This window comes from Nocardia sp. NPDC005366, from assembly GCF_040606855.1.
GTDB lineage: Bacteria > Actinomycetota > Actinomycetes > Mycobacteriales > Mycobacteriaceae > Nocardia.
This window is the reverse complement of the sequence record NZ_JBEXFQ010000013.1, coordinates 162,790-184,956: the sequence shown is the minus strand read 5'-3', so window position 1 is coordinate 184,956 and position 22,167 is coordinate 162,790. Positions and strand designations below refer to the sequence as shown.

Genomic DNA, 22,167 nt, shown 5'->3' with positions numbered 1-22,167 from the left:
CCTAGAGAAACGCTCTTCAGGCGCGCATCTCCATGTCACCGCAGCTCAGGCCATAAACCGTCGCTCCAGACGCCCGAAATTCTGCGGAACCCCGGAAGGCGGTGCGCTTGCAAAGGCCCGAGTGGTGCGACACCTCGCCCCTGGCCGTCGACCGCCTCCGGGAGATCACCTTGGAACGGGAATCGGTGCACCCAGACAGACAGCACGCAGATCTCGTCCGACTGCGTGGCGCGCACAAATTCCAGCAGGTTCCTGCTAGAAAGCCGTAGCACGCATTAGCTATGTTCTGACGATCTCTCTTGCCTTTGACACGATTCGCTACGCGAGGAAGGAATAGCTTTGTGACCGATATACCCGACTCGAATCCGGTCAAAACGGCTTGGCATATCCACGCCGCATTCCAAGACTGGATGGGCAAGGTAGACCTCAAAGCAACTTTCACGCTGACCCTCGATACTGCGGTACTTGCCGGTGTCATCACAATGTCGAAAGACGATGGTCTGTTCGCCGGGCTGAGCGGGTGGTCGCTGGCCTTCTATCTTTGCGGACTAGCACTGCTGACCGTTTCGGCGCTGTCTGCGGTATGGGTCGTGCTTCCGAGGCTGCGGACCCCCCTGGACGACACGGACTTCATCTACTTCGGCAACCTTCACCGACGTCATCTCGACGCCGAGCAAATTAAGACCGAACTCGAGACCAAAGACGTACTTCTCGCCCTGTCAGGGCAACTACGGCGAGTCAGCGAGATCGCCTGGAAGAAACATTGCGGCGTCCAAGTCGCACTATGGTGCGTCGTTCTCGCGGCGCTGTCCCTCGTTGTGAGCTTCAACACCAGGTAGCTACCTCGGTGAACTGCCGCCAACGACGGGTGACAGCCGCAGGTCGCGGCCATGCTCATATGGCAGGCCGAAAGCATGCCATCACGTAACGAAATACCTGTCTTGCCCCGGATCTACGGGGAATTGACCATGGCAGTCAGCAGCATCAAGTCGACCGACCGGCCTCAAGTAGCGCACGAACCGGGCTGGCGCATTCCCTGATCATGTCGTCGTTGGTTTTCCTTCTCATCTGAAGTGGCGGATTTCGGGGAGTGGTGTGTCTCGGCTGCGGGTGGTTCGGTCGGCTTGCCAGTGGTTGTGGCGGGTTTCCTGGTGTTTTCGACGATGGTCATCGACCCAGTGCCGGGCTGGTGAGTCCGACTGGCTGATTCTGTCGGCGAAACCGAGAGGCTGTCCGAGACGACGGCTCAGGAGCCGATAGAACGGTCGGACCTGGTAGTCGTATTCGGCCAGGGCGACATAGCGTCGCCACTTCAGGTTGCAGGTCACCTCGGCGATAGTGATCGTTTCCGGTAGCACGATCACCGAGTTCGGGACGTGTGCCCCAGCGACGGCTAGTGCCGTCCGGCGGCGCTGCCATTGGTCGTGTAGCGAGTCCGACAGGTTGGTGAACCGCATGGTTGTGGTGAGCCATCGGACCGGGATTTGCTGGGCCCACCAGATTTCGCCGAGTGCCCATTGCGAGTCTTCAGCGGAAGCGACCAGGCGGTGACGGCGCTTGACGGCGGTGATGATTTCTGGTGTTTCAGTGAGGTCGAGTTGGTGGGGTTCGTGTTCGTGGGTCGCGACCCAGCGTCGATGACGGCGGCAGATCCCGGGAGCTCGATGCAGGTAAACCCGAATGTCGGGCGTGCCCGGTAGGCGGGCGACGCAGCGTTCGCAGGCCCGACGGATGCGGGTGCTGTCGGCGAAGATCTGGAACGCCGGTGACCGGCGATCTGGTTCGCCGCAGCTCTTTTCGAGGGTGGGTAACCGTTGACGCAAATCTTCGAGGTCGATGCCGCTGACCGCTTCCAGACGTCGTTGAGCGGGTTCGTTGAGGATGACGTCGCGGTTGACGAGCATCGATTGCGCGGGTGTAGCACCGAGCGGTTCGCCCAGTGCCCGCAGCAGGGTTGTCGGGCGGTCGAGTTCGTTGGCGGCGGCGAGACGGAACACGTAGGACAAGGTCGTTTCGCCTTGGACCGGGCGGACCCGGAACGGCATCGGTGCCGCGGCGTCTTGCCAGAGGTCCACCCGGGATCACCGCTTGGGTCGTCGCGGCGGCTCGTATTGGTCGTTGGCGGCGATGTCGAGGATGACCGCGTCGAGGTGGGTTCTGGTGATCTTCTCGCTGCCGTCGCTGATCGCGTCGTTGGCCGCTTCATAGATGAGTTGATCGAGACTGCCGATCATGCCCCCGGTGCGTGCATGCAGGTGAGGCGCCAGTTCGATCAGTGTTCCCGGTGGGTGATGATGTAGCCGCAGTGAGTGTTCCATCGTGGCGACGAGTTTGATCCAATCACGTTTGGCCTCGACGGTGTGGTGGGCGAATGGTTCGGTCGAGACCGGGATGAACCGACCAGCGATCTGGCGACTGCGGACTCCGGTGAACAAGCTGGTCTCGGCGAGGTCGAGCCCGGCGTAGACGAATGTCGCCGAGATCGTGTCGAAGAAATACTTCAACTGATCGGAAGCGTCCTTTCCTTTGCGGGTGGTCAGGTCCAGACGATGGATCTCATCGACGAGGACCAGCCCCGTGCTCGCGCGGCGCATCACCGCCGCGACGGTGTGAGCCAATGCTTTGGGATTGGCATCGGGCGGGACGACGATATAGACGACCGGGATCCGATCGGGGATGCCGGGATTGCGACGCTCGAACTCGACCTGGAACTTTTTGCCCAACTGGGTGATCGAGGTCGATTTGCCGGTGCCGCTGGAGCCGGAGACGATCAGCCCGCGACGGCCCAACTGCTTGCCGCGGTTGTTGATGATCAGCTTCGACCCGGTGTGGATGATCTTGCGGATATCTGGTGTGGCGACCAGCAGCAGCGAGGAGTGATAGTCCTGGCGGGCGTCGTCGTAGACTTCACGCTCCAACTCGTCCAGCTTGCGCCAGTCGGCATCGGAAAGCAGCTGCGGCGGTTCGGGGTTGGCTCGAGCGATGAACGCCGACCATCCCTGTTTGGTGGCCAGGGGATGACGTGAGTCGAGCGTCGAGGCACTCACCAGCGAGCCTCGCGATCATCGAACGGGTCGAACATGCCGAACGGCACCACTTCATCGACAGCGACCTCCGCTGATTCCTCGACCGAATCGGCAGTGTCGGTGGCAGTGGGCAACGCGAGCCGAGGCGGGGGTGGCGGTGGGTCGGCGGGCCAGTCGCCGATCGAAGCGGTGAGTTCGGCGGGTAGGTGGTTGGTCATCGCGCGGGTGGAGACGGTGCGCGCAAGAGCGCGGGTGGCATGCGGGCCGGCTTCGGCGCGGCGCAGCAACGCGGCCAGGATCACCGCCACCGCCATCTCGTTGGCGTCGTCGACGCCGCGGTCGGCGGCGATCTTGCGTGCCGCGCGCCAGGTGAAATCGGCGAATGGTTGCCCGACGACGCCCTGATGGGTCCAGGCAACGGTGAACCAGCCCTTGCCGCGGTGGTTGCGCACCCAGATCCGGGAAACGTCGTAGGGGTCGTAGTGGACCTCCCAGCGTCCACCCCGGCTGGCGACCCCCGAACTCTGCCGTGCCCATGGGCGCAGTTCGGGGCTGTTGTAGGTGCGGTAGTCGATCTGGATCCCGCCGTCACCGATCGCGCGCCAGTCCGCGGGCAGCAACTCGATGTAGTCCTGACCGGTCAAGGTCACCGGAACATACCCGGCCGCCGCGACCATCGCCGCGTAGGCGTCGTTGGGTGAGACCGCCTGATCAGGAGTGAACGGATGGCGCAGCCCCTCATGGGGACGCGTCTGCCAACCGGCCAGGACCCATTCATCGAACAGTTCCTGCAAATCCGGCAGCGACCAGACCGCGCGTTCAGCGACATCAGTGCCGCGCCGGGTGACATCGCGGCCGGTGTATCCGCTGACGTGCTGACAGAACAACGTGTTGATCGAGGAGAACGTCCGCTCGACGATCGCCTTGTCCGTGGCCGTCAACTGGTGGGCAGGCTGAACCGAGATGCCCAGGGTGTCGGCCGCGCGCAGGAACACCTCCGACAGAAACACCTTCCCGTGATCGATGACCACGGTGTCGGGGACGATCACCGGTTTGGCCGCCGCCAACTCCAGCCGCGCATCCAGCGACACCATCCGCTGATGCGGGATCCGCGACGCCGACATCGCCAACGCCTGATCCCATCCCGGCCGCATCGGCTCCGGAACCATCACCCGCGCCAGGAGCAACGCCGCATCGACAGCCTTCGCCCCGACCGGACGCAACACACCCGCGCAGATGGTGCGGGTGGCGATATCGATCGCCAGCACCAACTCCGCCCGCCCGATCACCCCGTCGTCCATCACCGCCATCACATCCAACGGCGTCGCATCCGACTGGACCTGCCCACCCGGGCGCGCCGCCGACGTCACGGTGTAGACGCGATCGGGTTTGTTCGCGCTCTGCCGACGCGTCACCGCCGACCCGAAACTGTGCCGCCCCTTCGACAACACATCCAGCAGCCGATAACACGTCGCTTGCGACGGCATCGCCACCACGCCTTCACCGTGCTCGTCATCGAGCAACTGCCGGATCTGACGGATAGCACGAGTTTTCGTGCCCGTCGACGTTGCGGTCTGCGCCGCAACTACCGTGGTGGCCGCCGCGACCACCCGCGCGTCGACGTTCCCGGTCGGGGTCAAGGTCCGGACATAGCGCGAATCGACCAAACCCCACAAACCCTGCTCCCGATAGCGTCGCCGCATCCGCTGAACCGTGCGGGCACTGGTCTTTCGGCCCGTCGCCGTCAGCTCGGCCGCCTTCGCTTGCTCCCGCGCGGTCATCGTCCACGTCACCGGGTCGTAGTCGGGCCGTGCCGTAGACGCGGCGGTGGCGCCAGGCGGCAGGCCCGTCTCGACTTCGATGACATGGCGTTCCCACTCCCTGGCCTCAGCCAGCACCGTCTCAGGCAAAGTATCGAGCAGGTTCAACGGTTCGATCTTCGGTGGCGGTCCCGATCCGACCAACTCGAAGTCCGCCGCCGCCAACAGGTAAGGGAGGGCAACCACGCTGGCCTCCCCAGCGTTGGACAACAACCGGATTCGCGTGCCGGAGATAGCGACAACGGTGTGCCCCGTCCCGCCGAAGACCACCTGATCCCCCACCGACAACACATGGGGCCGCTCCATCACCGATCACCCGCCGACAACAGCTCATCGGACAGACTCGCCACTTCCGACAGACTCGCCACCTTCGGCGCTACCCGCACCAGCGTGCGATGCGACAGCACCACCGACAGATCCGCCACCAGCCACCGCCGCCACAACAAGTTATAGAGCACCGGCAGTGTCCCCAACGGATCACCCGCCGACTCCGCGCCGTCCATCAACGGCCCGGGCTGCTCGAACACCCTTAGCAGCCGCGCCGCCACCTGTGCATCGAAACAGCGTGGATGCCGATATCCCGCCAGCCAACGATGATTCGCCGCCACCACCGCATCCACACGATCCCAGACCGCGTAGTCCCACCCCACCGTCTCGCAGGCCCGCGCGGTCGCCGCGAACGCCGTCCGGTCACGCTCGGCAATCAGATCCAGCGGACGCGAATCCAGCACCAGGATCCCACCGTCCTCACGGTGAACCAGGAAATCCGGGGTGTGCCGCCGCGGTCGGCCGTCTTCACCCACCCAGAGCAACCGAAACGGCTGCGACACGACACCGACCACCGCCGGATCGAAATCCAACGCCACCAGATGATCCCGCTCGACCCACGACTCGAACCCGACCCGCCGACCCAACGTCGCCGACCAATACCACCCCGGGAAATTACGTTGACCACGATACGAGGGAAACGACCGCACCGGCCCAGCGATCTCGCCGACCACCTCCGGCAGCGACCGCCAGCACACGCGGCGCTCCACACCGGCCCCGGACACGAACACGGCCTCGAAGTCGTCAGCGGCACAAACCGCCACTCCACTCTCTCCCGACATCGACCCATCTCGCCACATCAGCTGAGAATCCGCCACCCCAACGCCACATCACATGAGAACCCGCCACATCACATGAGAACTGACACTATCCACACATTCATCATTCATCCGCACCCTTACCCTTCATCCACATCCTCTTTCTCATTCACACCTCTTGCATCCCGGGTCATAAGCGGGACTATCATGATAACAATCAGGTCACGTCCTGCGGATTCACGCGATCTACTTATAAACAGGTGAATCCAGCCTCTCGACTATATCCACCCGCTGATGCTCGATGGAGTTGTGACAGCGACGATCCATAAAGTCGTCGCAGGCAATGGCTACCAGTATTACCTGCGAAATATCGCCGCAGGAGACAACGACTCCCGCGGCCGTTCCTCCCTGGCCGCCTACTACTCCGCCCACGGCGAGTCCCCGGGAGCGTGGCACGGCTCCGGGTTGACTTCTGTCGGCATCGACTCCGGTGCGGAGGTTACCGAGTCGCAGATGAAGTCCCTGTTCGGACTGGGTCGCCATCCCAACACCGAACAGATCGAAGACGAGGTCTTCGATACCCGCTTGACTGCCGGTGATACACCGAGAGCGGCGACCAAGGCCGCCGATAAAGCCTCGCGTCTGGGCAACCCATTTCGCGTCTACTCCCCTACTTCCGACTACAGGAAACAGTGCGCGCAAGCGTATGAAGAACACAATATCGCGCACGGTAAACCTCGCAACGATCCCGTTTCCGATGACGATCGGGCACGGATTCGCTCTCATGTCGCGTTCGATATGTTCACCGACGAATACCGACGGCCGCCACTGGACGAGCGTGAATTGTCAGGGTGGGTCGCGAAGAACTCCCGCCCGCCGAGCACCGCGGTCGCCGGTTTCGACATCACTTTCTCCCCCGTCAAGTCGGTCTCGGCGTTGTGGGCATTGGCCCCGCGCAGCATCGCCACCAAGATCGAGGCTGCCCACCGAACCGCCATCGCGGATGCGTTGCGGTGGCTCGAACGCGAGGCGATCTTCACCCGGGTCGGTCGCAACGGTGTCCGGCAGGTCGATGTAGAGGGGGTCATCGCCGCGCATTTCGAGCATCGTGACAGCCGTGCCGGTGACCCGGACCTGCACACTCACGTCCTGATCGCCAACCGTGTCCGCGCTGGGGACGGACGCTGGCGGACCCTGGACGGTGCCACCCTCTACCGCTCCGTGGTCACCGTCTCCGAGATCTACAACACCCGTCTGGAACACCACCTCGAAGACGCGATCGGAGTCGAGTTCGCGCAACGACCCGGCACCGACCCGACCAAACGCCCGATTCGGGACATCGTCGGCATCCCCGTCGGGTTGATCGACCACTGGTCACGGCGTGAAGCCGCGATCCGGGAGCGCCTCGGTGTCCTCACCGCGCAGTTCCAAACCCGTTTCGAACGGGAACCGATTCCCAATGAAGTGCGCCACCTGGCACAGCAAGCAACCCTGGAAACCCGGCCCACCAAACACGGCTTGCGGTCGCACGCACAGCAACGCCGCACCTGGCTCACCGAAGCCGTCGTCCTGCTGGGTAACCGGGATGAGGTCGCTCGCATGGTCACCGCCGCGTTGAATCCGGTCCGCGCACCACGGGTTTCCGCGACCATTGAGTGGATCTCCCGTTTTGCGGACCGGGCTCTCGAAGTGGTGGTCGAGCATCGCTCGACCTGGCGCTCGACCAACGTACGTGCCGAGATCGAACGCCAGATCCGAGGCCGGATCCGCGGCGATGACTGGGAACACGTCGCCGAAGCCGTCCTCGATCATGCCCTGCACCCCTCCAAGTCGATCCCCCGTGGTGACCCCGACATCGGCGAAGAACCCGAACTCGCCACCGTTCCCGCAGCATTTGCCCGCCGTGATGGAACCAGCGTGTATGTCCACAAAGGCTCCCTCGTCTACACCTCGACGCACATCCTCGCTGCCGAGAAGGCGTTGATCGAACTATCTGTGCAGTCCGGAGCACGAAGTCTGGCACCGACGACCATCGCCGCGGCGATGCGTGAATACAACATCGCCAACCCCGATCGGCCGCTCAACGCGGGCCAGCGCAGCGTCGTCGAGGGCTTGGCGACGTCCGGATTGCGCGTCCACACTGCCAACGCTCCTGCCGGATCGGGCAAGACCACCGCGATGGCGGTACTGGCCACCGCGTGGAATGCCAGCGGTGGCCGAGTGCTGGGTTTGGCGCCGACCGCGTCCGCCGCAGCCGTGCTCGGCGAATCCATCGGTGCCCGGTGCGAGACTGTCGACAGGCTCCTTTACGTCCTGTCTCAGCACACATCGCACCTGAACATCCCCCAGCCGGAACGGAATCTGTCGCCGCTGCTTCCCGAATGGGTCCGCGAAATCGGTGACGACACGCTGGTAGTCGTCGATGAGCACGTCAAAATCGGCACCCTCAAACGGTTACGACTACTGCAATTCCTCGCTGATCGTGGTGCGACGATCCGATGCGTCGGCGATAACCGCCAGCTGCCCGCCATCGAAGCCGGTGGCTCGGACGAGGACATGCACACCGTCGCGCCCGAACACACACTGACTCTCACCCACGTCGTTCGGTTCACCTCCGCTGCCGAAGCCAACGCATCGCTGATGCTGCGTGAGGGTGATCCTGCCGCGCTCGGCTGGTACCTGGACAACCAGAGAATCCACGGTGGACACACCGGCACCACCCAGAATGACACCTACATTGCGTGGGCCACCGACCACGCAACCGGAGGCGACACCATCATGCTCGCGGCCAACCACGCCACCGTGACCGCACTCAATCAACGCGCCCGCACCGACCGACTCAGCGGCGATGGCGGTGTCGTCGGTGCCGAAGTGCTCCTCGCCGACGGTCTCCACGCGTCGGCGGGAGACACGATCCGCACGCGGCGAAACGACCCGAGGCTGCGATTGAGGGCGCGGGATTGGGTGCGCAACGGCGACATCTGGACCGTCGAGCACGTGCATTCCGACCACAGCATCACCGCCCGACACCACGGAAACCATGGCGGGAGTGTGCGTCTTCCCGCCGATTACGTCGGCCAGTTCGTGCGGTTGGGGTACGCAGCGACCATCGATTCCGCGCAAGGAATCACCGCCGACTCATGTCATGTCGCGCTCACCGGAGGCGAGTCACGCCAGCAGTTGTACGTCGCGATGACACGCGGAATCCACGCCAACCACGCCTACATCCCCACCGCTCTGAGCGGTGAAGAAGGCTCGTTCTGGACCGACGCCGCCGCGTTTCCGCGCACCGCGGTCGAAGGTTTGGTACGGATTCTCGCGCGCGACGGTGCACAGAAATCGGCACACACCCAGTTGCGCGATGTACTGGATCCGCGCGAACGCCTCGGGCGCGCGCTCGATATCTACCTCGACTCCCTCGGCGTCGCCATCGAAAACGCCCTCGGCGCCGACGGCCTCGCACACATCGACGCGGCGGCCGAAGCATTGCAGACACATCTGACCGAAAGCCCCGCCTACCCGGTGCTGCGCCAACATCTCGCGACGATCGCGGTCTCCGGCCAGGATCCAATCGCTGTACTGCGCGCCACGGCGAGCGCGCGCGAACTCGACACCGCCGACGATCCAGCGGCGGTATTGGATTGGCGACTCGACCCCGGCGGCACGCATTCGGCCGGTACCGGTCCGCTGCCGTGGATACGAGGCATCCCCACCGGACTCGACACCGACCACACCCAGGTCGCAGCGCGGGCTCGAATCGTCACCGAACTCGCCGACCAGATCAGCCGCGAAGTCGAACAGTGGACACCAGCGACCGCGGCCCCGTGGGCGCGGGCCCTGCTCGGCACCGACACCGCTCTCCTCGCGGACCTCGCGGTCTGGCGCGCAGGTCTGCACGTCCACGAAACCGACCTGCGCCCGACCGGACCACACCGCAACAGCGTGCTCGAACGAGCACACCAACGCCACCTCGACCTCCGGGTCGAGACCGCGCTCGGCGACATCACCCGCCCGGTCCACCGGTGGGCCGACACCATCGCCACGATCGAACCCCGCATCCTGGCCGACCCCTACTGGCCCGTCGTCGCCGACCGCATCGACACCGCCGCACGCGCCGGATTCGACATCGCCACGCAACTCGCCCGCGCCGCTGCCCTGCACCCGCTGCCCGATGAAATGCCCGCCGCCGCGCTGTGGTCTCGCCTCGAACTACGAGTCCCCGGACCCGCGACCGGCTCCATTCCTGAATATGGACCATCATCGAACGATCCGCCGCACCCACTGACCACCGACCAAATCGGTACGGAAGTCGAACGGCGGGGCGCGGCCGCCGATACCGGTAGCGCTGTCGAAGCCGCCCTCGATGACCCCGATATCGAACAACTCGTCTCCCGCCACAGAGCCGCGCAAATGACGATCCGAACTGCCCACGACGCCGATGAACAATTCCGCGCAGCCGCCCGAGCACTGCACGCCACCCGATCCGAACTCGCCACCCACCGAGAGGAACTCGACACCACACCAGCCCGGAAATTCCGTACGCGCAACGCCCTGCGAACCCGCATCGACGAACTCATCACCGAACAAGCCAGCCGCGAACGCGAGCACACCCGCTCCCGTGAACACGCACGCCACACCCACAACAACGCCGTCGCCGAAGCCGGTTCGCCCGAGACCTGGCAACGGAAGATCGACACCACCAGCGACGAGGTCGAAGCCGACGCCCGCGAACAGCGACGGCACATCCCCACGCCCGCGGATCAGGATCATGAGGAAGCAATCCGGCAGGCCATCCTCGACGCTGACGGCGAAACCGGCATCGACTCCGCGCCCGACGAACCAGACCCTTGGTCCTCACCCGACATCGACCTCGGGCTATAACTCGTCAGTGCGTTGAACGCAGCGCCCCGCGGTCGAGAATCGCTCCGCCAGCCCAGTGAACGCCATCGGTTCCGCCCGCTGAGCCAGATCGACCGCTAATCGAGATGGGCGGTCAGCAGCGTGAAACAGTCCTCGAATGCCGTCGCCAGAGCCTCCAACGCCGCCTTGCCTTTGACATCGGTAGCCGCCGAGGGACGTCCGATGATGCCACTCTCGGTATAGCCCGCCATGCCCAGAAGGTGCAGGTACGGACGCTCCGGCGCCTCGTGATCGGCTTGGCGGAACGATGCGCGAACCAGCGCGGGTTCGGCGTGCAGCAGGATCGAGGTCTCCAGTTCGCCGCCGTGCATGTCGTCGTGGGAGTTGGTCTCCATTCCTGCGGCCTTGCGAGCCAGGTTCCAGTCGTCACGACCGGGGTAGACCACCACACTTCGGCCGACGGTATTCGCCTCCTGGGCGATGTTGCTCAAGACATAGTTACCGCCGTGGGCGTTGACCAAGACCAGGGCTGTTATTCCGGAACGGGCCAACGATCGCCGGACATCGCCGATGACGGCGATCAAGGTCTCAGGACTCAGACTCACCGTCCCGGGGAATTGCTCGTGCTCATGCGAACAGGACACCGTGATCGGCGGCAAAAGCAGCACCGGATAGCTGTCGGCCAGACGCTGCGCGATCAGGCAGGCGACAAACGGTATCGGTGATGAGCGGCAGATGATCACCGTGCTGCTCGAAACTGCCCACCGGCAGCACCGCGACGCGGGCGTCGGCGGCGGCGACCTCGGTTGAACTGGCAGTGGTCATCCACTCCACTCGGAACTCCTACCGTGGCTGGTTCGTGCACGTCGCGCGGTGCGCAACTGGTGAGCCCCGCGTCGAATCTCCCAAAGTCGTTGTCCGAGAGCCTCGCGCGCCTGACCGATGCTATCGCTCACTGCTGAGCGTGAAGGTCCACGGCATAATTCTCGAACGGAGTTGCCAGGGCCCACAGATGTTGCCGTGCCGCTCTATAGCGGTCCAGAATCGCGACGTCGTTGGTGATCGCGGCCCCGGCCGGCCTGCCGTCACTGTCGACCAGATTGAATGCCAAGAGCCCACTCCCGGTACGGAGATCGGCGGTGAACCGTACACTCGCGACCGATGACCGCCACATCGAAGCGTCCGTTTCCCCCGCTGCAACCTGCTTCCACAGCTGACGCATTCGCCATTCGTGACAACGACTGGGCCGCCTTTCGCCAGTTGGAGCGGGTCGATGATCACTGGACGCTGAAGCGTTGGGCACCAGAACAGTCCGGTTTCTACTGGTATCTCACCTTCGATGATCCGGCATTGGTCGACCTCGTCGGCCGATGCCAGAAGGAACTCGCCGACGACGGCATCGACCCCGTACCTCTTGATGGACTGCATCTGACAATGCTCAGCATCGGCAAGTCCGATGACCTGTCCGATGCGCAACTATCGACCATCGTCGATACCGCACGTCCTCACCTTGCCGAGATATCCCCGTTTGCTCTCGACGTCGGCCCGCTCACCGGGTCTCGCAGTGCACTGCGCTTCTCGGTCACCCCGTGGGATGGCCTCCTCGCACTGCACAGCGCCCTTCGCGACGCCACCGCAGCAGAACGTTCTGGTCCCGAACTCTCGGAAACATCGCAATTCCGCCCCCACGTCGGCATTGGATATATCAACACTCCACAGTCAGCGAGCCGGCTCATCGAAGATATGAAGGCACTGCGTGACTTCCCACCGGTGACCGCGTCGGTGAACGAGGTTCGATTGGTGCAACTGCGGCGCGAGGGCAGATGCTATCGGTGGACCGATCGAGCAGTCGTTCCCCTCGGTACCTAACTCGACGGCGCGGCGAATTCTTGTGCTGTAGCGTTCCATTCGCGCAATGAATCGAGGTAGTCACCGGACGAGCGGGCGGAGAGCGGCCCGATAATGTCACCGAGTTCGTGGGCACGTTGCCACACCGAGCGGATCGGACGATCGCTGGACGCCGCGAGCGCTTCGACACCCAAACTCACCGCTTGGTCGACGTCATGGTGCTCACCGGCCGCCAGCGCTGCGGCCATGTCGATTCGCACCAGCGAGCGACTCCACACGGAATCGGATTCGTTGACCCACTCCTCCACCCGGCTACCGTAGTCGAGGGTGCGGGCGTGATCGCCGACAGACAGGAAGGCGGTCGCCGCATTCGCCATGAGGCGCGCCTCGCTGTAGGGAGCGAAATCCAACGCGGGCGTCAGCGCCACGCCAGTATCGAATCGGGCCGCTGTGGCGGCGGCCGCGTCGATTGCGGCGGCGACGCCATCGCGGTCGCCGACCTTGCCGAGCGCTCGGGCGAGTCCGTTCGAGTACAGACGGATGGACTGCGGTCCGTCTTGTGCCAGATCGAGTCCTTGGTAGGCCGCACGGACGGCGGTTGCGTAATCGTGCTGGTAGTAGGCGCAGAGACTCTCGGTGCCCTTGACCCATGCCTGCAATTGGCTGTCCTCTAGGAGGTCAGCCAGCGCGAAGGCTTCACGGCAGTACATGCGCGCGTGCCCGAATCGCCCACGGTTGACCGCCATATATCCGAGAACGCCGGATAGGCGGGCAGCCACAGCATAGAGGTCTTTGAGCTGCGCGGGGTGGCGGCGCTGTCCGAGCATGACCTCGATCTGTTGCCGCGCCTCGACGACCGCCGGTGCCAACCGCAGCGGTCCCTCGGATTCGTATCGCTCGATGACGTCATCGAGCGTCAGCGAAAAGATGTCGAAGATATCCCTATCGGCGTCCAACTCCGCGACATTGCGCACTCTGGCGGCAATAGCCGACGAGGGCTCGAACGATTCGGTGGTGATGGCAGGGACCGTATTCACCGCGCCGGTCAGTTCGGCCTCGAATCGGGCGCGTTCGGAATCGGTAAGGCGATGCAATGTGGTGTCCATCGCTGCGGCGTATCTTCCTGCCAACTCGATGGTTTCGCGTCGCCCTTCCCATTTTCGCACCGCTGCCACGGTGAAGCCGAGAGTATCCGCGAATTCCAGCTGAGTCAGGCGCAGCGCCGCTGTGCGGAGGGCGCGAACCTCGACGCCTGTCCACTTGGTAACGATCACCGGTGCCGCCCCCGTGTTCGACGTTCGTCTATGTGATCAGCGTAGATGTTCCGTGGTAGCCGTGTGGCTTCAATCGTCGACGGAGCGCGGCCAGAGTTGACGAAACGCCCACTTCGAGGCCGATCCACGAGTCTCGCCACCGGGTTACCTCATCCGATACCTCAACGAGGAGCGCCAGCCATGCAGGCGAACGCAACCGAACCTCTGCCGCTCGACCATCACAACCGCAGCGAACCGCGGACGCAAGTAAGCACTGGAACGAATCATCCCGCCTCTACCAGCGACGACGCGCACACTGCCGAAGGTCTTTTGGATGCCCGGCAACTGTTCCTGGCCGTCGCCGGGCATATGGAAGGCGGCTCCCCGCTGATCGGATGGGCTCGTGAATTGTCCGACCTCCACGCCACACTGCTGACCGCGTCGGTTTCGGCGACCCGCCGTCCCCGGGATTTCGACAGCGCCGCCACTCGCAACCAGATCCATACCCTGATCGGTCGAATCGACGAATGGGCAATTCTCCATCTCCCCCGCCCGACCGCCGCACGTCGCCACACCCACTCTCTGGGCGAAGTGATCAGCCACGTCGCCCACACCTACGCACACGCGCACTCGACGCTGCGCCACAGCAGCAGCGCCGAACACCTCCACGACGCCGCATTGCGCCTGGCGCAGATCCAAGAGGGTTACGCCGACCTCGTCGACGAGATCCGGGCGTTGCGAATCGAGCTGCCCTCGGGGTACCGCGGACCGCAGACACTTTCATGATCTCCGACCGGCTGCGGGCCTGAACAAGTCATCAGCCGACGCCCGCGCATCGAACCATTCCGCGTCGAACGCGCATCCCGCTCGACGCGGATGACAACAGACCATCACGACCTTCTGAAGCGTCGAATCCGACTGTTAGCCAGTCAATTTGATCGACTCCACACGAATTCGGAGCGATCCGAAGAATGAGCTGAGGACACGACATGCCCTACCCCACAGCAACTCTCGAAACTGATCCCCAGTTCGTGGCGGCCTGCGCGACGGAGAGTATCGACCCGGCAACGGCGGCTCTGGCTATCGCCCAGGGCACGATGGTGTTTCTTCGCTCCGAGGCCAGCAGACATATGCGCGACTTTCGAGCGCTGCTCGTCGGCACCGGCACCCGCCGCAAAGTCACCGGCCTGATCGGGCTGGGCCCGCGCGACACCGATCGCCAGGCCATCACCAAGTCGATGTCGGTGATCCTGGCCGCAGGCCCCGACGCGGTCATGGATCTGACCACCAATCCCGAGGGCGTAGCTCTGCGAGCCGATTTGAAGGATATCGTCGGAGTTCCGTTGGGCGCGTGCCTGACCTATGACCTGTTCGCCGACCACCGCAAGAAGTTGACGCGCGCCCAGTTCCTGGAGGGATTCGAACGCGGTCTCGCGCCCGGAGTGGATTTCGTACTCGTCCACGCGGGTATCAACCCGGTTCTCGCCGAGCTGAGCGCGAAGTCGGAGCGAATTATGCCCACCACCTCGCGTGGGGGTGGCCTGATCGCCCGCTACATGCGCAAACATCGGTGCGACAACCCGCTGATCGACTACTTCGACGGCATACTCGACATCTGCCGCCGATACGGCGTCGTCCTGGACCTCGGCGATATCTTCCGGCCCGGCGCAACCGCCGATGCCGGCGATGACATGAAGTGGCGCGAGATCGAACTGCTGGCCGAGCTCCGCAGAATCGGACTGGCCGCCGGGGTGCAGATCCTGTGCGAGGCCGGTGGGCATATCCCGCTGAACTTGATCGGCGAGCTGATCCCGGCCTACAAGCAGGCCCTCGGCGGCGCACCGTTGTGGCTGGCCGGACCAATGGTCGTCGACAACGCCGTCACCCTCGACAGCATCGTCAACACCCTCGGCGTCGCCACCGCCGGACAGTACGGCGGAGACATGTTCGCATCCATCACCCAGGTCGAGCACTACGCCATGCCCACCGCCACCGACACCGCCGAAGCCATCCGCAACGTCCGCGTCGCCATCACCGCCCTCGACATCGCCCGTGAATTTCCCGCCGAACTGGCACGACAGCGCGCACTGAGCGTCGCTCGGCGAGCCAACGCCTGGGACATCCAGCAAACCCACGCTCTTTACCCCGACCTAGCGGGCAACGTCTTCATCCACCACGGACTCCGAGAAGGCGCACCCTGCACCATCTGCGGAACCCTGTGCCCACACATCACCGCCAAGAAAGACCACGAGGAGATACCCGTCCCGGCCACAACACCCGGTCTCGTGCCACTACCCACCCCGACGATTGGACCCACCACATCCGTCGACGACACCGAGGGGTGACGTGGACACCGAAGCACTCGCCGACCGCCTCACCCGTCGCCTCGACAATTCCGCTGGGCTCGCCTACGCCTCCCGCCACGTCGCCTCCGCACTACTCGACCTCGGACAGTGGGTACCGCCCGACGATTGGCTGATCGTGGGTGGCTCGCTGGCCCGCGGTGAACCGACCTTTCTCACCGCGGTGGACGGGAACTCTCAGCTGGTCAGTGACGTCGATTTCCTCTACGTCTACTACGGCGATGCCCCGTCGACCTCGATCGCGGCCTTGCAGCGAGAGGCCGAAAACCATTTCCCAACAGTCGATCTCATGACACTGTCGCTCGGGGACTACCGAACCATTCAGACCTCGCTCGGATTCGACGTCAAGAATCTCGGCCTGGCCCTCACCGAGCACGGACTCCCAGACCACGAGCCGGTGATACTCGATGCCCGCGACGCCTACGAAATCCTGCTGTACTACACCCAGGCATACTTCTGGCTCGGCATCCACAACCAGTGGGGCACCGGCAACACCTCACCGCATTTCCACCTCACGGTGAACCGACTGTGCATGAAGGTGCTACGTGCGACCGCGATGCTCGACGGCGCCTACGCCCACCACGATTTCGCCCCCATGGCACCGCACCTGGCCGAACAGATGCGCACCGAACTCACCTGGCGCCGCCACCCCACAACTCCACCCGCCGATCCCGGGCGATTCTGGACCTACCTCGCCAGCGCCTTCACCCGCTTCGACCACGAATTCGGCAGACAACGACCCGACGCGGTCAACCACACCCGCTACGCCACCACCAGCAGCGGCCGTATCATCGCCCGCCACCACCGAACAGTCCACGAACTCGCGCGCGCCATGACCCGGGCCTGGCTGGCGACGCCAGACCCGGCCGCGTTGACTACGGTGAAGCAGCGCACCTGGCAACGCATCACTGGCTGGACCGGCAGCACCACGCGCCCCAGCCCCGAAGACTACTTCCGCGCCCACCGCCATGACATCCACGACCACCTACTCGCCATGAAAGTGCAGGTCAGATGAAACTCCTGGTCACCGGAGGAGCAGGCTTCGTCGGCGCCACCGTAACCAGACTCCTCCTCGACGCCGGACACGAAGTCGTCGTGGTCGATGATCTGTCCCGCAACAACGACCACCAAATCCCCGAGGCAGCGACCTTCATCCGATCCCGCGTCCACGACATCGCCGATATCCTCACACCCGACGCCGGATTCGAGGCCGTTCTGCACTTCGCCGGACTCATCGCCGCAGGCGAGTCCATGCAGCACCCGGAATGGCATTGGGACAACAACACTCGCGCATCCCTCGCCCTGCTCGACGCCATGCAGATCGCCGGAGTACGCAAGCTCGTGTTCTCCTCCACCGCGGCGGTCTACGGCGAACCCGCCGAACTGCCGCTGGTCGAAACCTCACCGACCAACCCGGTCAACACCTACGGCGACACCAAACTCGCCATCGACCGCGCTATCGCCACCTACACCCGCGCTCACGAACTCGGTGCGATCTCCCTGCGCTACTTCAACGTCGCCGGTGCCCACGACTGCGGCGACGGCACCATGATCGGCGAACGCCACAATCCCGAAACCCATCTGATCCCACTGGCATTGGACGCTGCACTCGGACGCGTCGACAAATTCTCGCTTTTCGGCGACGACTACCCCACCAGCGACGGCACCTGCGTACGCGACTACATCCACATCACCGACCTCGCCCGAGCCCACCTACTCGCCCTCGGCACCATCCACCCCGGCGAACACAAGATCTACAACCTTGGCAACGGCATCGGATTCACTAATCTTCAAGTGATTCAAGCGATCCGAGACGTCACCGGTATCCCCTTCGACATCGAGATCGCCCCCCGACGTCCAGGCGACCCCGCCACCCTGTACGCATCCTCCGACCGCGCCCAACGCGAACTCGGCTGGACACCCCGAATACCCAACATCCACGACATCGTCCGTGACGCATGGCGATTCCACCAACACCCGGAGACTACGGATTCGTCGATGATTCCGGCGGGACAGGGCCAAGTTCACTGACTGAGGTTTTCACCGAACGCCCGCATATCGGCCAGCTGCGCGACCACAAACACCGGATGGGGCTGCTCATCGCCAGCGGCAGCCCGAGTATCAGAGGGAAGGCGGAACACGACCACGATGAAGCACGAATACGAAGCCAAGTTCCTCTCCGTAGATGTCGACGCCTTGCGGCAGAAGTTGACGAACCTCGGTGCAAAGCAGTCGTTCTCGCGAACGCTACTGACGCGCAAATCTTCGAGGACGACTCGCTGGACCACGGTGCGTGGATTCGCCTTCGCAACGAGGGATCTCGCTCCACACTGACCCTCAAGCAGGTGACCGACGCCACCACGATCGACGGCACCACCGAAATCGAAACGACTGTAGGCGACCTCGATGCGATGGTGGAGATCCTGGTCAAGCTGGGCCTGCACGAGGTCAGGTATCAGGAGAACTACCGCGAAGAGTGGCAGTTCGGCGACCTCGTGTTCGACCTCGATACATGGCCCGGCCTGCCGACGTTCCTCGAAATCGAAGGCCCTAGCGAAGACGCTGTGCGCTTGGCGGCTTCACGGTTGGATCTGGACTACAACGAAGCCAGGTTCGGCAGCGTGGACGGAATTTACAAGAGTGAGACCAACCGCGACATCCTCACCGAACCAACGCTCTTGTTCGAGGCCCCGCCGGTAGAACCTTCGCTCGAACACCGCGCCTAGGCACCAAAGAGCCCCGCACCTGGCGGCTACCGCTCGGTGTGGGCTTCTTGGTGGTCGGGAAGTCCGGTCTACCAATCCGCCGCCGTCTCGACGAATGCTGCCCGCGAGGTTTCGACGCAGCGGCCACGCACGCCCAGATCCACGAAGTCATCGCCTCGATAGATCACTGGTCGCGGTTGCACCTGCCCCGCCCGATCGGCGCACGTCGCCACACCCACACCCTCGGCGCCGTCATCAGCCACGTCGCCCACACCTACGCGCAGGCGCAGTGGACGCTGCGCCACGGCGACACCGAACAACTCCGCCACGAGGCCGCGGTGCACTGGGCCGAAGTCCAGCAGAGATACGCCGACCTCATCGCCGAGATCCGGGCGCTACGGATCGAACTTCCCACCGGCTGGCACGGCACACGCCCCATCCTGTAGCTGATTCGACCACGAGGAACAGACCTTGACCGACGACACCCGCGACCGCGGCGACGTGACGCCGACCCGCGAACAGCAGGAATTCGACATCGCCCAGGCACGTGCGCTCATCCTCGCGACTCCCGCGATCGACGAACCCGATGTCATCTCGGCAGTCCTGCGTGCTCTCACCGCGGTGCGCGATCTGTAATCGCCTCACCGATCCTGCCCAGTCCCGATGATGCAACCACCCGGTAGCTGAGCCCGGCACAGGTTATCGTCTTCGACGTGCCTGCAGGCGTGGAGCCGGTTGCTCAGTAACCGCCCGACACGACTTCTGCGAAATGAATGTCGTTCTGCGGCACCGATAGAAGGGATGCCATGAAACTGCTCACCACCGCCATACTCGCGACCACCCTGATCGCCGGGACCAGCGCAGCGACCGCCAACGCCGAAGCGCCGACTGCTGCGATCTCCACCGTGACCACCGTGACCACCGAGGCAGCCGCAGCGCCTGCCGCCATCCTGGTCACCGTTGACGCGACTGGTCGGCCGGTATCGATGTGCATGATGCCCGGGGACACAATGGAACTCCGGGCCGGTATCGGTGCCGCGATCGGTGCCCTCGCCGGACTGCCCATCTTCATCATCGGTGCCATCCCTGCTGCGTTGGTCGGTGCCGGATTCGGAGCTCTTTCATGGTTGATTGCAGATCAGCAGCGGCATCGGATCCCCGGCCCCTGCTGATAGTCCATAGACAGCCTGGGAGCTGACGCAGAGTGATGCAAAACCCGGCATTGGCTGCCGGGTCTTGCATTTCAAGTCATTCTGCGATCCCTTCCAGCCCTCTCACCTGGGCGCACAGGACTGTAGTTCAGGTGGTCTCATTCATCGGTACAGGCTGATCCGGACCCCGGCTCATAGATCCCACAAGCTCGCGATGCCGTGCCTCCTCCACGCCTGGAATCGCATCTCCTGGAGGTGATCCACCTCCAGGAGAGCGTTTCTCAGCACGATGGCATTGGAAGAGTGAGCAACCACCGGCAATGCCGACGCCGCGACCGACGATCCGGACGCAACGCCCACAGTCTCGCAGTAGCACCACTCTCCCGAGTGATGGCCAACATACGAATCCTTTCGAGCGATATGGACCTGACCACCCCATCGAAACCCCGAAAGTGCCATGGAGCCAGGGTTTCGACGGACCGGAATTTCCGTACGGTCCGGAGCAACACATCGCTCCAGGCCGATATGCAGGCGATTTGCGACCATTTCAGGTCACGAACAATACTCGGGCCGTGCCGTCTTCCCTCGTCCGAGCACAGCTACCGAAGGCCCGGCTCGAAAACTTCCGTGAACAACATTTTTCCGGGCCATAACCACAACAAAAGTTCAATTGCCCGACTTCCACCGCTCTGGTAGGAACTTATGTAAGAGGCACCACCAGCCCCACACGCAACACCTCGCGTCCTATCCCGGAAGACACCGAAAGGGGGTCCCGGATGGGCCAGAAACCCCGCAGCCGTTCGTCGACCATCCGCGCGCAGCAGCTAGACGCTCACATGCCCACTCTCGCCACTACCTGCCGCCAGATCAGAGAGCAACTCGGACTCTCCCGTACCAGGGCCTACGACCGCCACCATGTGAGCAACTCGTACCTCGCCGAGATCGAAACAGGTGGCAGTATTCCCAGTTTCGACATCCTCGAGCAGATGATCGAGGGTTACCGCGTCGGACCGCTCATGGCCCGACACATACTCGAGTTACGCACGGCAGCCGTCGGCATCGAGCCAACCGCGATGCTCCGCCGAACCGTCACCACCGACCCGACATTGAGGTTCCACCTGCAAGACCTCGAGCGGCGCGGAGTCCACGCGGCGTTGATCGACCCGATGTGGAACGTCCTGGTCAGCAACGAATCCTTCCGCGCGGTCACTCCAGGACTCGAAGACATCGTCTCGATTCCCGAATGGATGTTCAGCGCACACGCACGTGAGTTGTTCCTGCACTGGCCCAGTCAAGCGGCGCACGCCGCAGCGTCGATCCGTGCCCTGCTCGGCAGATATCGCGACTCCGAACAAGCCCGAATCCTCCTGCGGAATCTGAGCCGCAACGAGGACTTCATGACCTACTGGACCTCCGGCATCACCGTCGCCTACGGCCGCGACATCAGCGATCTGATGCACGCCAACGACCCGATCACCGGAGAACCCGCCTCGTTCAGTCTCACGATATCCAACGCCACCCAAGCCGAGACCGTCCACCTCATCACCCTCATTCGCAGGCCGTTGTCCGGCCCACCGCCTTCGACGTCAGCACCCGAAGAGAACGCGGACACACCGGTCCATGACGCCGACGTCGACGCCGCGGACATCGCCGCGCGCCAACCCATCAGCTCGATGGAGTCGGGCACGAAATCGGCACCGATTCCGGTCGATTCGTCAGATCACCAACCGCTACCGGCGCTTACCCACGAGCCCACCTATCCGGTGATCGTCGGTGCTCAGGCACTGGGCAAATCTCGGCGTTGGTACATGCAGCAACTCCGAACCGGGCGCCTGCCAGGACACAAGGCGGGTCGATCCTGGTTCCTGACCGCCGCTGACATCGCCGCTGCCCTGAACGTCACCGGTCGCGCCGCCGTGGCGGCACCCGGTCGAGCCGCCGGAACCAGCGTCACGTCCGAACGAACCTATCGTGGATCCGGCCGACCGCGAGATCGCCGACGGCCGATTCCACCGCAATCCTCCCGAGGGCCATCCGCGCGCTAGACACATCCGGG

The 22,167-nt window shown here is 63.9% G+C and carries 20 protein-coding genes; 12 read left to right on the top strand and 8 right to left on the bottom strand.

Going from position 1 to position 22,167, the window contains the following annotated elements; translation table 11 throughout:
* The first annotated feature begins 341 nt into the window (after window positions 1-341).
* Window positions 342-839: a Pycsar system effector family protein gene (locus tag ABZS43_RS17565; RefSeq protein WP_355036929.1), complete on the top strand. Its 498-nt coding sequence runs from the start codon at window positions 342-344 to the stop codon at window positions 837-839.
* A 225-nt stretch (window positions 840-1,064) separates the two neighbouring features.
* On the opposite strand, the gene ABZS43_RS17560 is transcribed toward ABZS43_RS17565, so the two are convergent.
* From ABZS43_RS17560 to ABZS43_RS17545, 4 genes are read right to left on the bottom strand one after another with little or no spacing between them, the layout of a single operon-like run.
* Window positions 1,065-2,075 (bottom strand): TniQ family protein, encoded by a 1,011-nt coding sequence (locus tag ABZS43_RS17560; protein WP_355036928.1) that lies wholly within the window; start codon window positions 2,073-2,075, stop codon window positions 1,065-1,067.
* Window positions 2,076-2,081: 6 nt separating this feature from the next.
* A complete protein-coding gene (locus ABZS43_RS17555) occupies window positions 2,082-3,047 on the bottom strand; it encodes an ATP-binding protein (RefSeq protein ID WP_355036927.1) in 966 nt (321 codons plus the stop codon).
* Window positions 3,044-5,152: a Mu transposase C-terminal domain-containing protein gene (locus ABZS43_RS17550; protein WP_355036926.1), complete on the bottom strand. Its 2,109-nt coding sequence runs from the start codon at window positions 5,150-5,152 to the stop codon at window positions 3,044-3,046. Before ABZS43_RS17550 ends, ABZS43_RS17555 begins: the two co-directional genes overlap by 4 nt.
* Window positions 5,152-5,898, bottom strand: a complete 747-nt coding sequence (locus ABZS43_RS17545) for a TnsA-like heteromeric transposase endonuclease subunit (RefSeq protein WP_355036925.1) — start codon at window positions 5,896-5,898, stop codon at window positions 5,152-5,154. Before ABZS43_RS17545 ends, ABZS43_RS17550 begins: the two co-directional genes overlap by 1 nt.
* Before the next feature lie 342 nt (window positions 5,899-6,240).
* Between ABZS43_RS17545 and mobF the strand changes: the two genes are divergently transcribed.
* Window positions 6,241-10,812, top strand: a complete 4,572-nt coding sequence (mobF, locus tag ABZS43_RS17540) for a MobF family relaxase (protein WP_355036924.1) — start codon at window positions 6,241-6,243, stop codon at window positions 10,810-10,812.
* 95 nt (window positions 10,813-10,907) lie between these two features.
* Here mobF and ABZS43_RS17535 read toward each other — a convergent pair whose 3' ends face one another.
* From ABZS43_RS17535 to ABZS43_RS17525, 3 genes are all read right to left on the bottom strand, one after another.
* Window positions 10,908-11,459 (bottom strand): creatininase family protein, encoded by a 552-nt coding sequence (locus tag ABZS43_RS17535; protein ID WP_355036923.1) that lies wholly within the window; start codon window positions 11,457-11,459, stop codon window positions 10,908-10,910.
* Window positions 11,419-11,616, bottom strand: a complete 198-nt coding sequence (locus ABZS43_RS17530; RefSeq protein WP_355036947.1) for a creatininase family protein — start codon at window positions 11,614-11,616, stop codon at window positions 11,419-11,421. Before ABZS43_RS17530 ends, ABZS43_RS17535 begins: the two co-directional genes overlap by 41 nt.
* Before the next feature lie 127 nt (window positions 11,617-11,743).
* Entirely contained in the window at window positions 11,744-12,013 is a 270-nt protein-coding gene (locus ABZS43_RS17525) for a DUF6879 family protein (protein ID WP_355036922.1), read from the bottom strand.
* Between ABZS43_RS17525 and ABZS43_RS17520 the strand changes: the two genes are divergently transcribed.
* Entirely contained in the window at window positions 11,953-12,660 is a 708-nt protein-coding gene (locus tag ABZS43_RS17520; RefSeq protein ID WP_355036921.1) for a 2'-5' RNA ligase family protein, read from the top strand. The two genes, ABZS43_RS17525 and ABZS43_RS17520, sit on opposite strands and share 61 nt — an antisense overlap.
* Here ABZS43_RS17520 and ABZS43_RS17515 read toward each other — a convergent pair.
* Window positions 12,657-13,913 carry a hypothetical protein gene (locus ABZS43_RS17515; protein ID WP_355036920.1) on the bottom strand — a complete coding sequence of 419 codons (1,257 nt, stop codon included), beginning with the start codon at window positions 13,911-13,913 and terminating at the stop codon, window positions 12,657-12,659. The two genes, ABZS43_RS17520 and ABZS43_RS17515, sit on opposite strands and share 4 nt — an antisense overlap.
* A 180-nt stretch (window positions 13,914-14,093) precedes the next feature.
* On the opposite strand from ABZS43_RS17515, the gene ABZS43_RS17510 reads away from it, so the two are divergent.
* The 9 genes from ABZS43_RS17510 to ABZS43_RS17470 all read left to right on the top strand — a co-directional run bounded on the left by ABZS43_RS17510 (window position 14,094) and on the right by ABZS43_RS17470 (window position 22,156).
* Window positions 14,094-14,678, top strand: coding sequence for a hypothetical protein (locus ABZS43_RS17510; protein WP_355036919.1), 585 nt, complete (start codon window positions 14,094-14,096; stop codon window positions 14,676-14,678).
* A 203-nt stretch (window positions 14,679-14,881) separates the two neighbouring features.
* Window positions 14,882-16,237: a phosphomethylpyrimidine synthase ThiC gene (locus ABZS43_RS17505; RefSeq protein ID WP_355036918.1), complete on the top strand. Its 1,356-nt coding sequence runs from the start codon at window positions 14,882-14,884 to the stop codon at window positions 16,235-16,237.
* Between the two features lies 1 nt (window position 16,238).
* The gene (locus ABZS43_RS17500) at window positions 16,239-17,270 is read left to right on the top strand and encodes a hypothetical protein (RefSeq protein WP_355036917.1); all 1,032 of its coding nucleotides are present in this window, start codon (window positions 16,239-16,241) and stop codon (window positions 17,268-17,270) included.
* Window positions 17,267-18,286, top strand: a complete 1,020-nt coding sequence (gene galE, locus ABZS43_RS17495) for a UDP-glucose 4-epimerase GalE (RefSeq protein ID WP_355036916.1) — start codon at window positions 17,267-17,269, stop codon at window positions 18,284-18,286. Before ABZS43_RS17500 ends, galE begins: the two co-directional genes overlap by 4 nt.
* On the top strand, window positions 18,214-18,981 hold the full coding sequence (locus tag ABZS43_RS17490; protein WP_355036915.1) for a class IV adenylate cyclase: 768 nt from the start codon (window positions 18,214-18,216) through the stop codon (window positions 18,979-18,981). The genes galE and ABZS43_RS17490 overlap by 73 nt, the downstream gene beginning before the upstream one ends.
* A gap of 50 nt (window positions 18,982-19,031) precedes the next feature.
* A complete protein-coding gene (locus ABZS43_RS17485) occupies window positions 19,032-19,406 on the top strand; it encodes a hypothetical protein (RefSeq protein WP_355036914.1) in 375 nt (124 codons plus the stop codon).
* Window positions 19,407-19,431: 25 nt separating this feature from the next.
* Window positions 19,432-19,596 carry a hypothetical protein gene (locus ABZS43_RS17480; protein WP_355036913.1) on the top strand — a complete coding sequence of 55 codons (165 nt, stop codon included), beginning with the start codon at window positions 19,432-19,434 and terminating at the stop codon, window positions 19,594-19,596.
* Between the two features lie 170 nt (window positions 19,597-19,766).
* Window positions 19,767-20,132 (top strand): hypothetical protein, encoded by a 366-nt coding sequence (locus ABZS43_RS17475; protein WP_355036912.1) that lies wholly within the window; start codon window positions 19,767-19,769, stop codon window positions 20,130-20,132.
* A gap of 755 nt (window positions 20,133-20,887) precedes the next feature.
* Window positions 20,888-22,156 carry a helix-turn-helix domain-containing protein gene (locus tag ABZS43_RS17470; RefSeq protein ID WP_355036911.1) on the top strand — a complete coding sequence of 423 codons (1,269 nt, stop codon included), beginning with the start codon at window positions 20,888-20,890 and terminating at the stop codon, window positions 22,154-22,156.
* Window positions 22,157-22,167 lie beyond the last annotated feature (11 nt).

Excerpts from the sequence above, each read along its gene's own strand:
- ABZS43_RS17525 (WP_355036922.1), bottom strand. The coding sequence starts at position 12,013 with ATGCGTCAGCTGTGGAAGCAGGTTGCAGCGGGGGAAACGGACGCTTCG.
- ABZS43_RS17520 (WP_355036921.1), top strand. The coding sequence starts at position 11,953 with ATGACCGCCACATCGAAGCGTCCGTTTCCCCCGCTGCAACCTGCTTCC.
- galE (WP_355036916.1), top strand. The coding sequence starts at position 17,267 with ATGAAACTCCTGGTCACCGGAGGAGCAGGCTTCGTCGGCGCCACCGTA.
- ABZS43_RS17510 (WP_355036919.1), top strand. The coding sequence starts at position 14,094 with ATGCAGGCGAACGCAACCGAACCTCTGCCGCTCGACCATCACAACCGC.
- ABZS43_RS17475 (WP_355036912.1), top strand. The coding sequence starts at position 19,767 with ATGAAACTGCTCACCACCGCCATACTCGCGACCACCCTGATCGCCGGG.
- ABZS43_RS17550 (WP_355036926.1), bottom strand. The coding sequence starts at position 5,152 with ATGGAGCGGCCCCATGTGTTGTCGGTGGGGGATCAGGTGGTCTTCGGC.
- ABZS43_RS17470 (WP_355036911.1), top strand. The coding sequence starts at position 20,888 with ATGGGCCAGAAACCCCGCAGCCGTTCGTCGACCATCCGCGCGCAGCAG.
- ABZS43_RS17490 (WP_355036915.1), top strand. The coding sequence starts at position 18,214 with ATGGCGATTCCACCAACACCCGGAGACTACGGATTCGTCGATGATTCC.
- ABZS43_RS17505 (WP_355036918.1), top strand. The coding sequence starts at position 14,882 with ATGCCCTACCCCACAGCAACTCTCGAAACTGATCCCCAGTTCGTGGCG.
- ABZS43_RS17530 (WP_355036947.1), bottom strand. The coding sequence starts at position 11,616 with ATGACCACTGCCAGTTCAACCGAGGTCGCCGCCGCCGACGCCCGCGTC.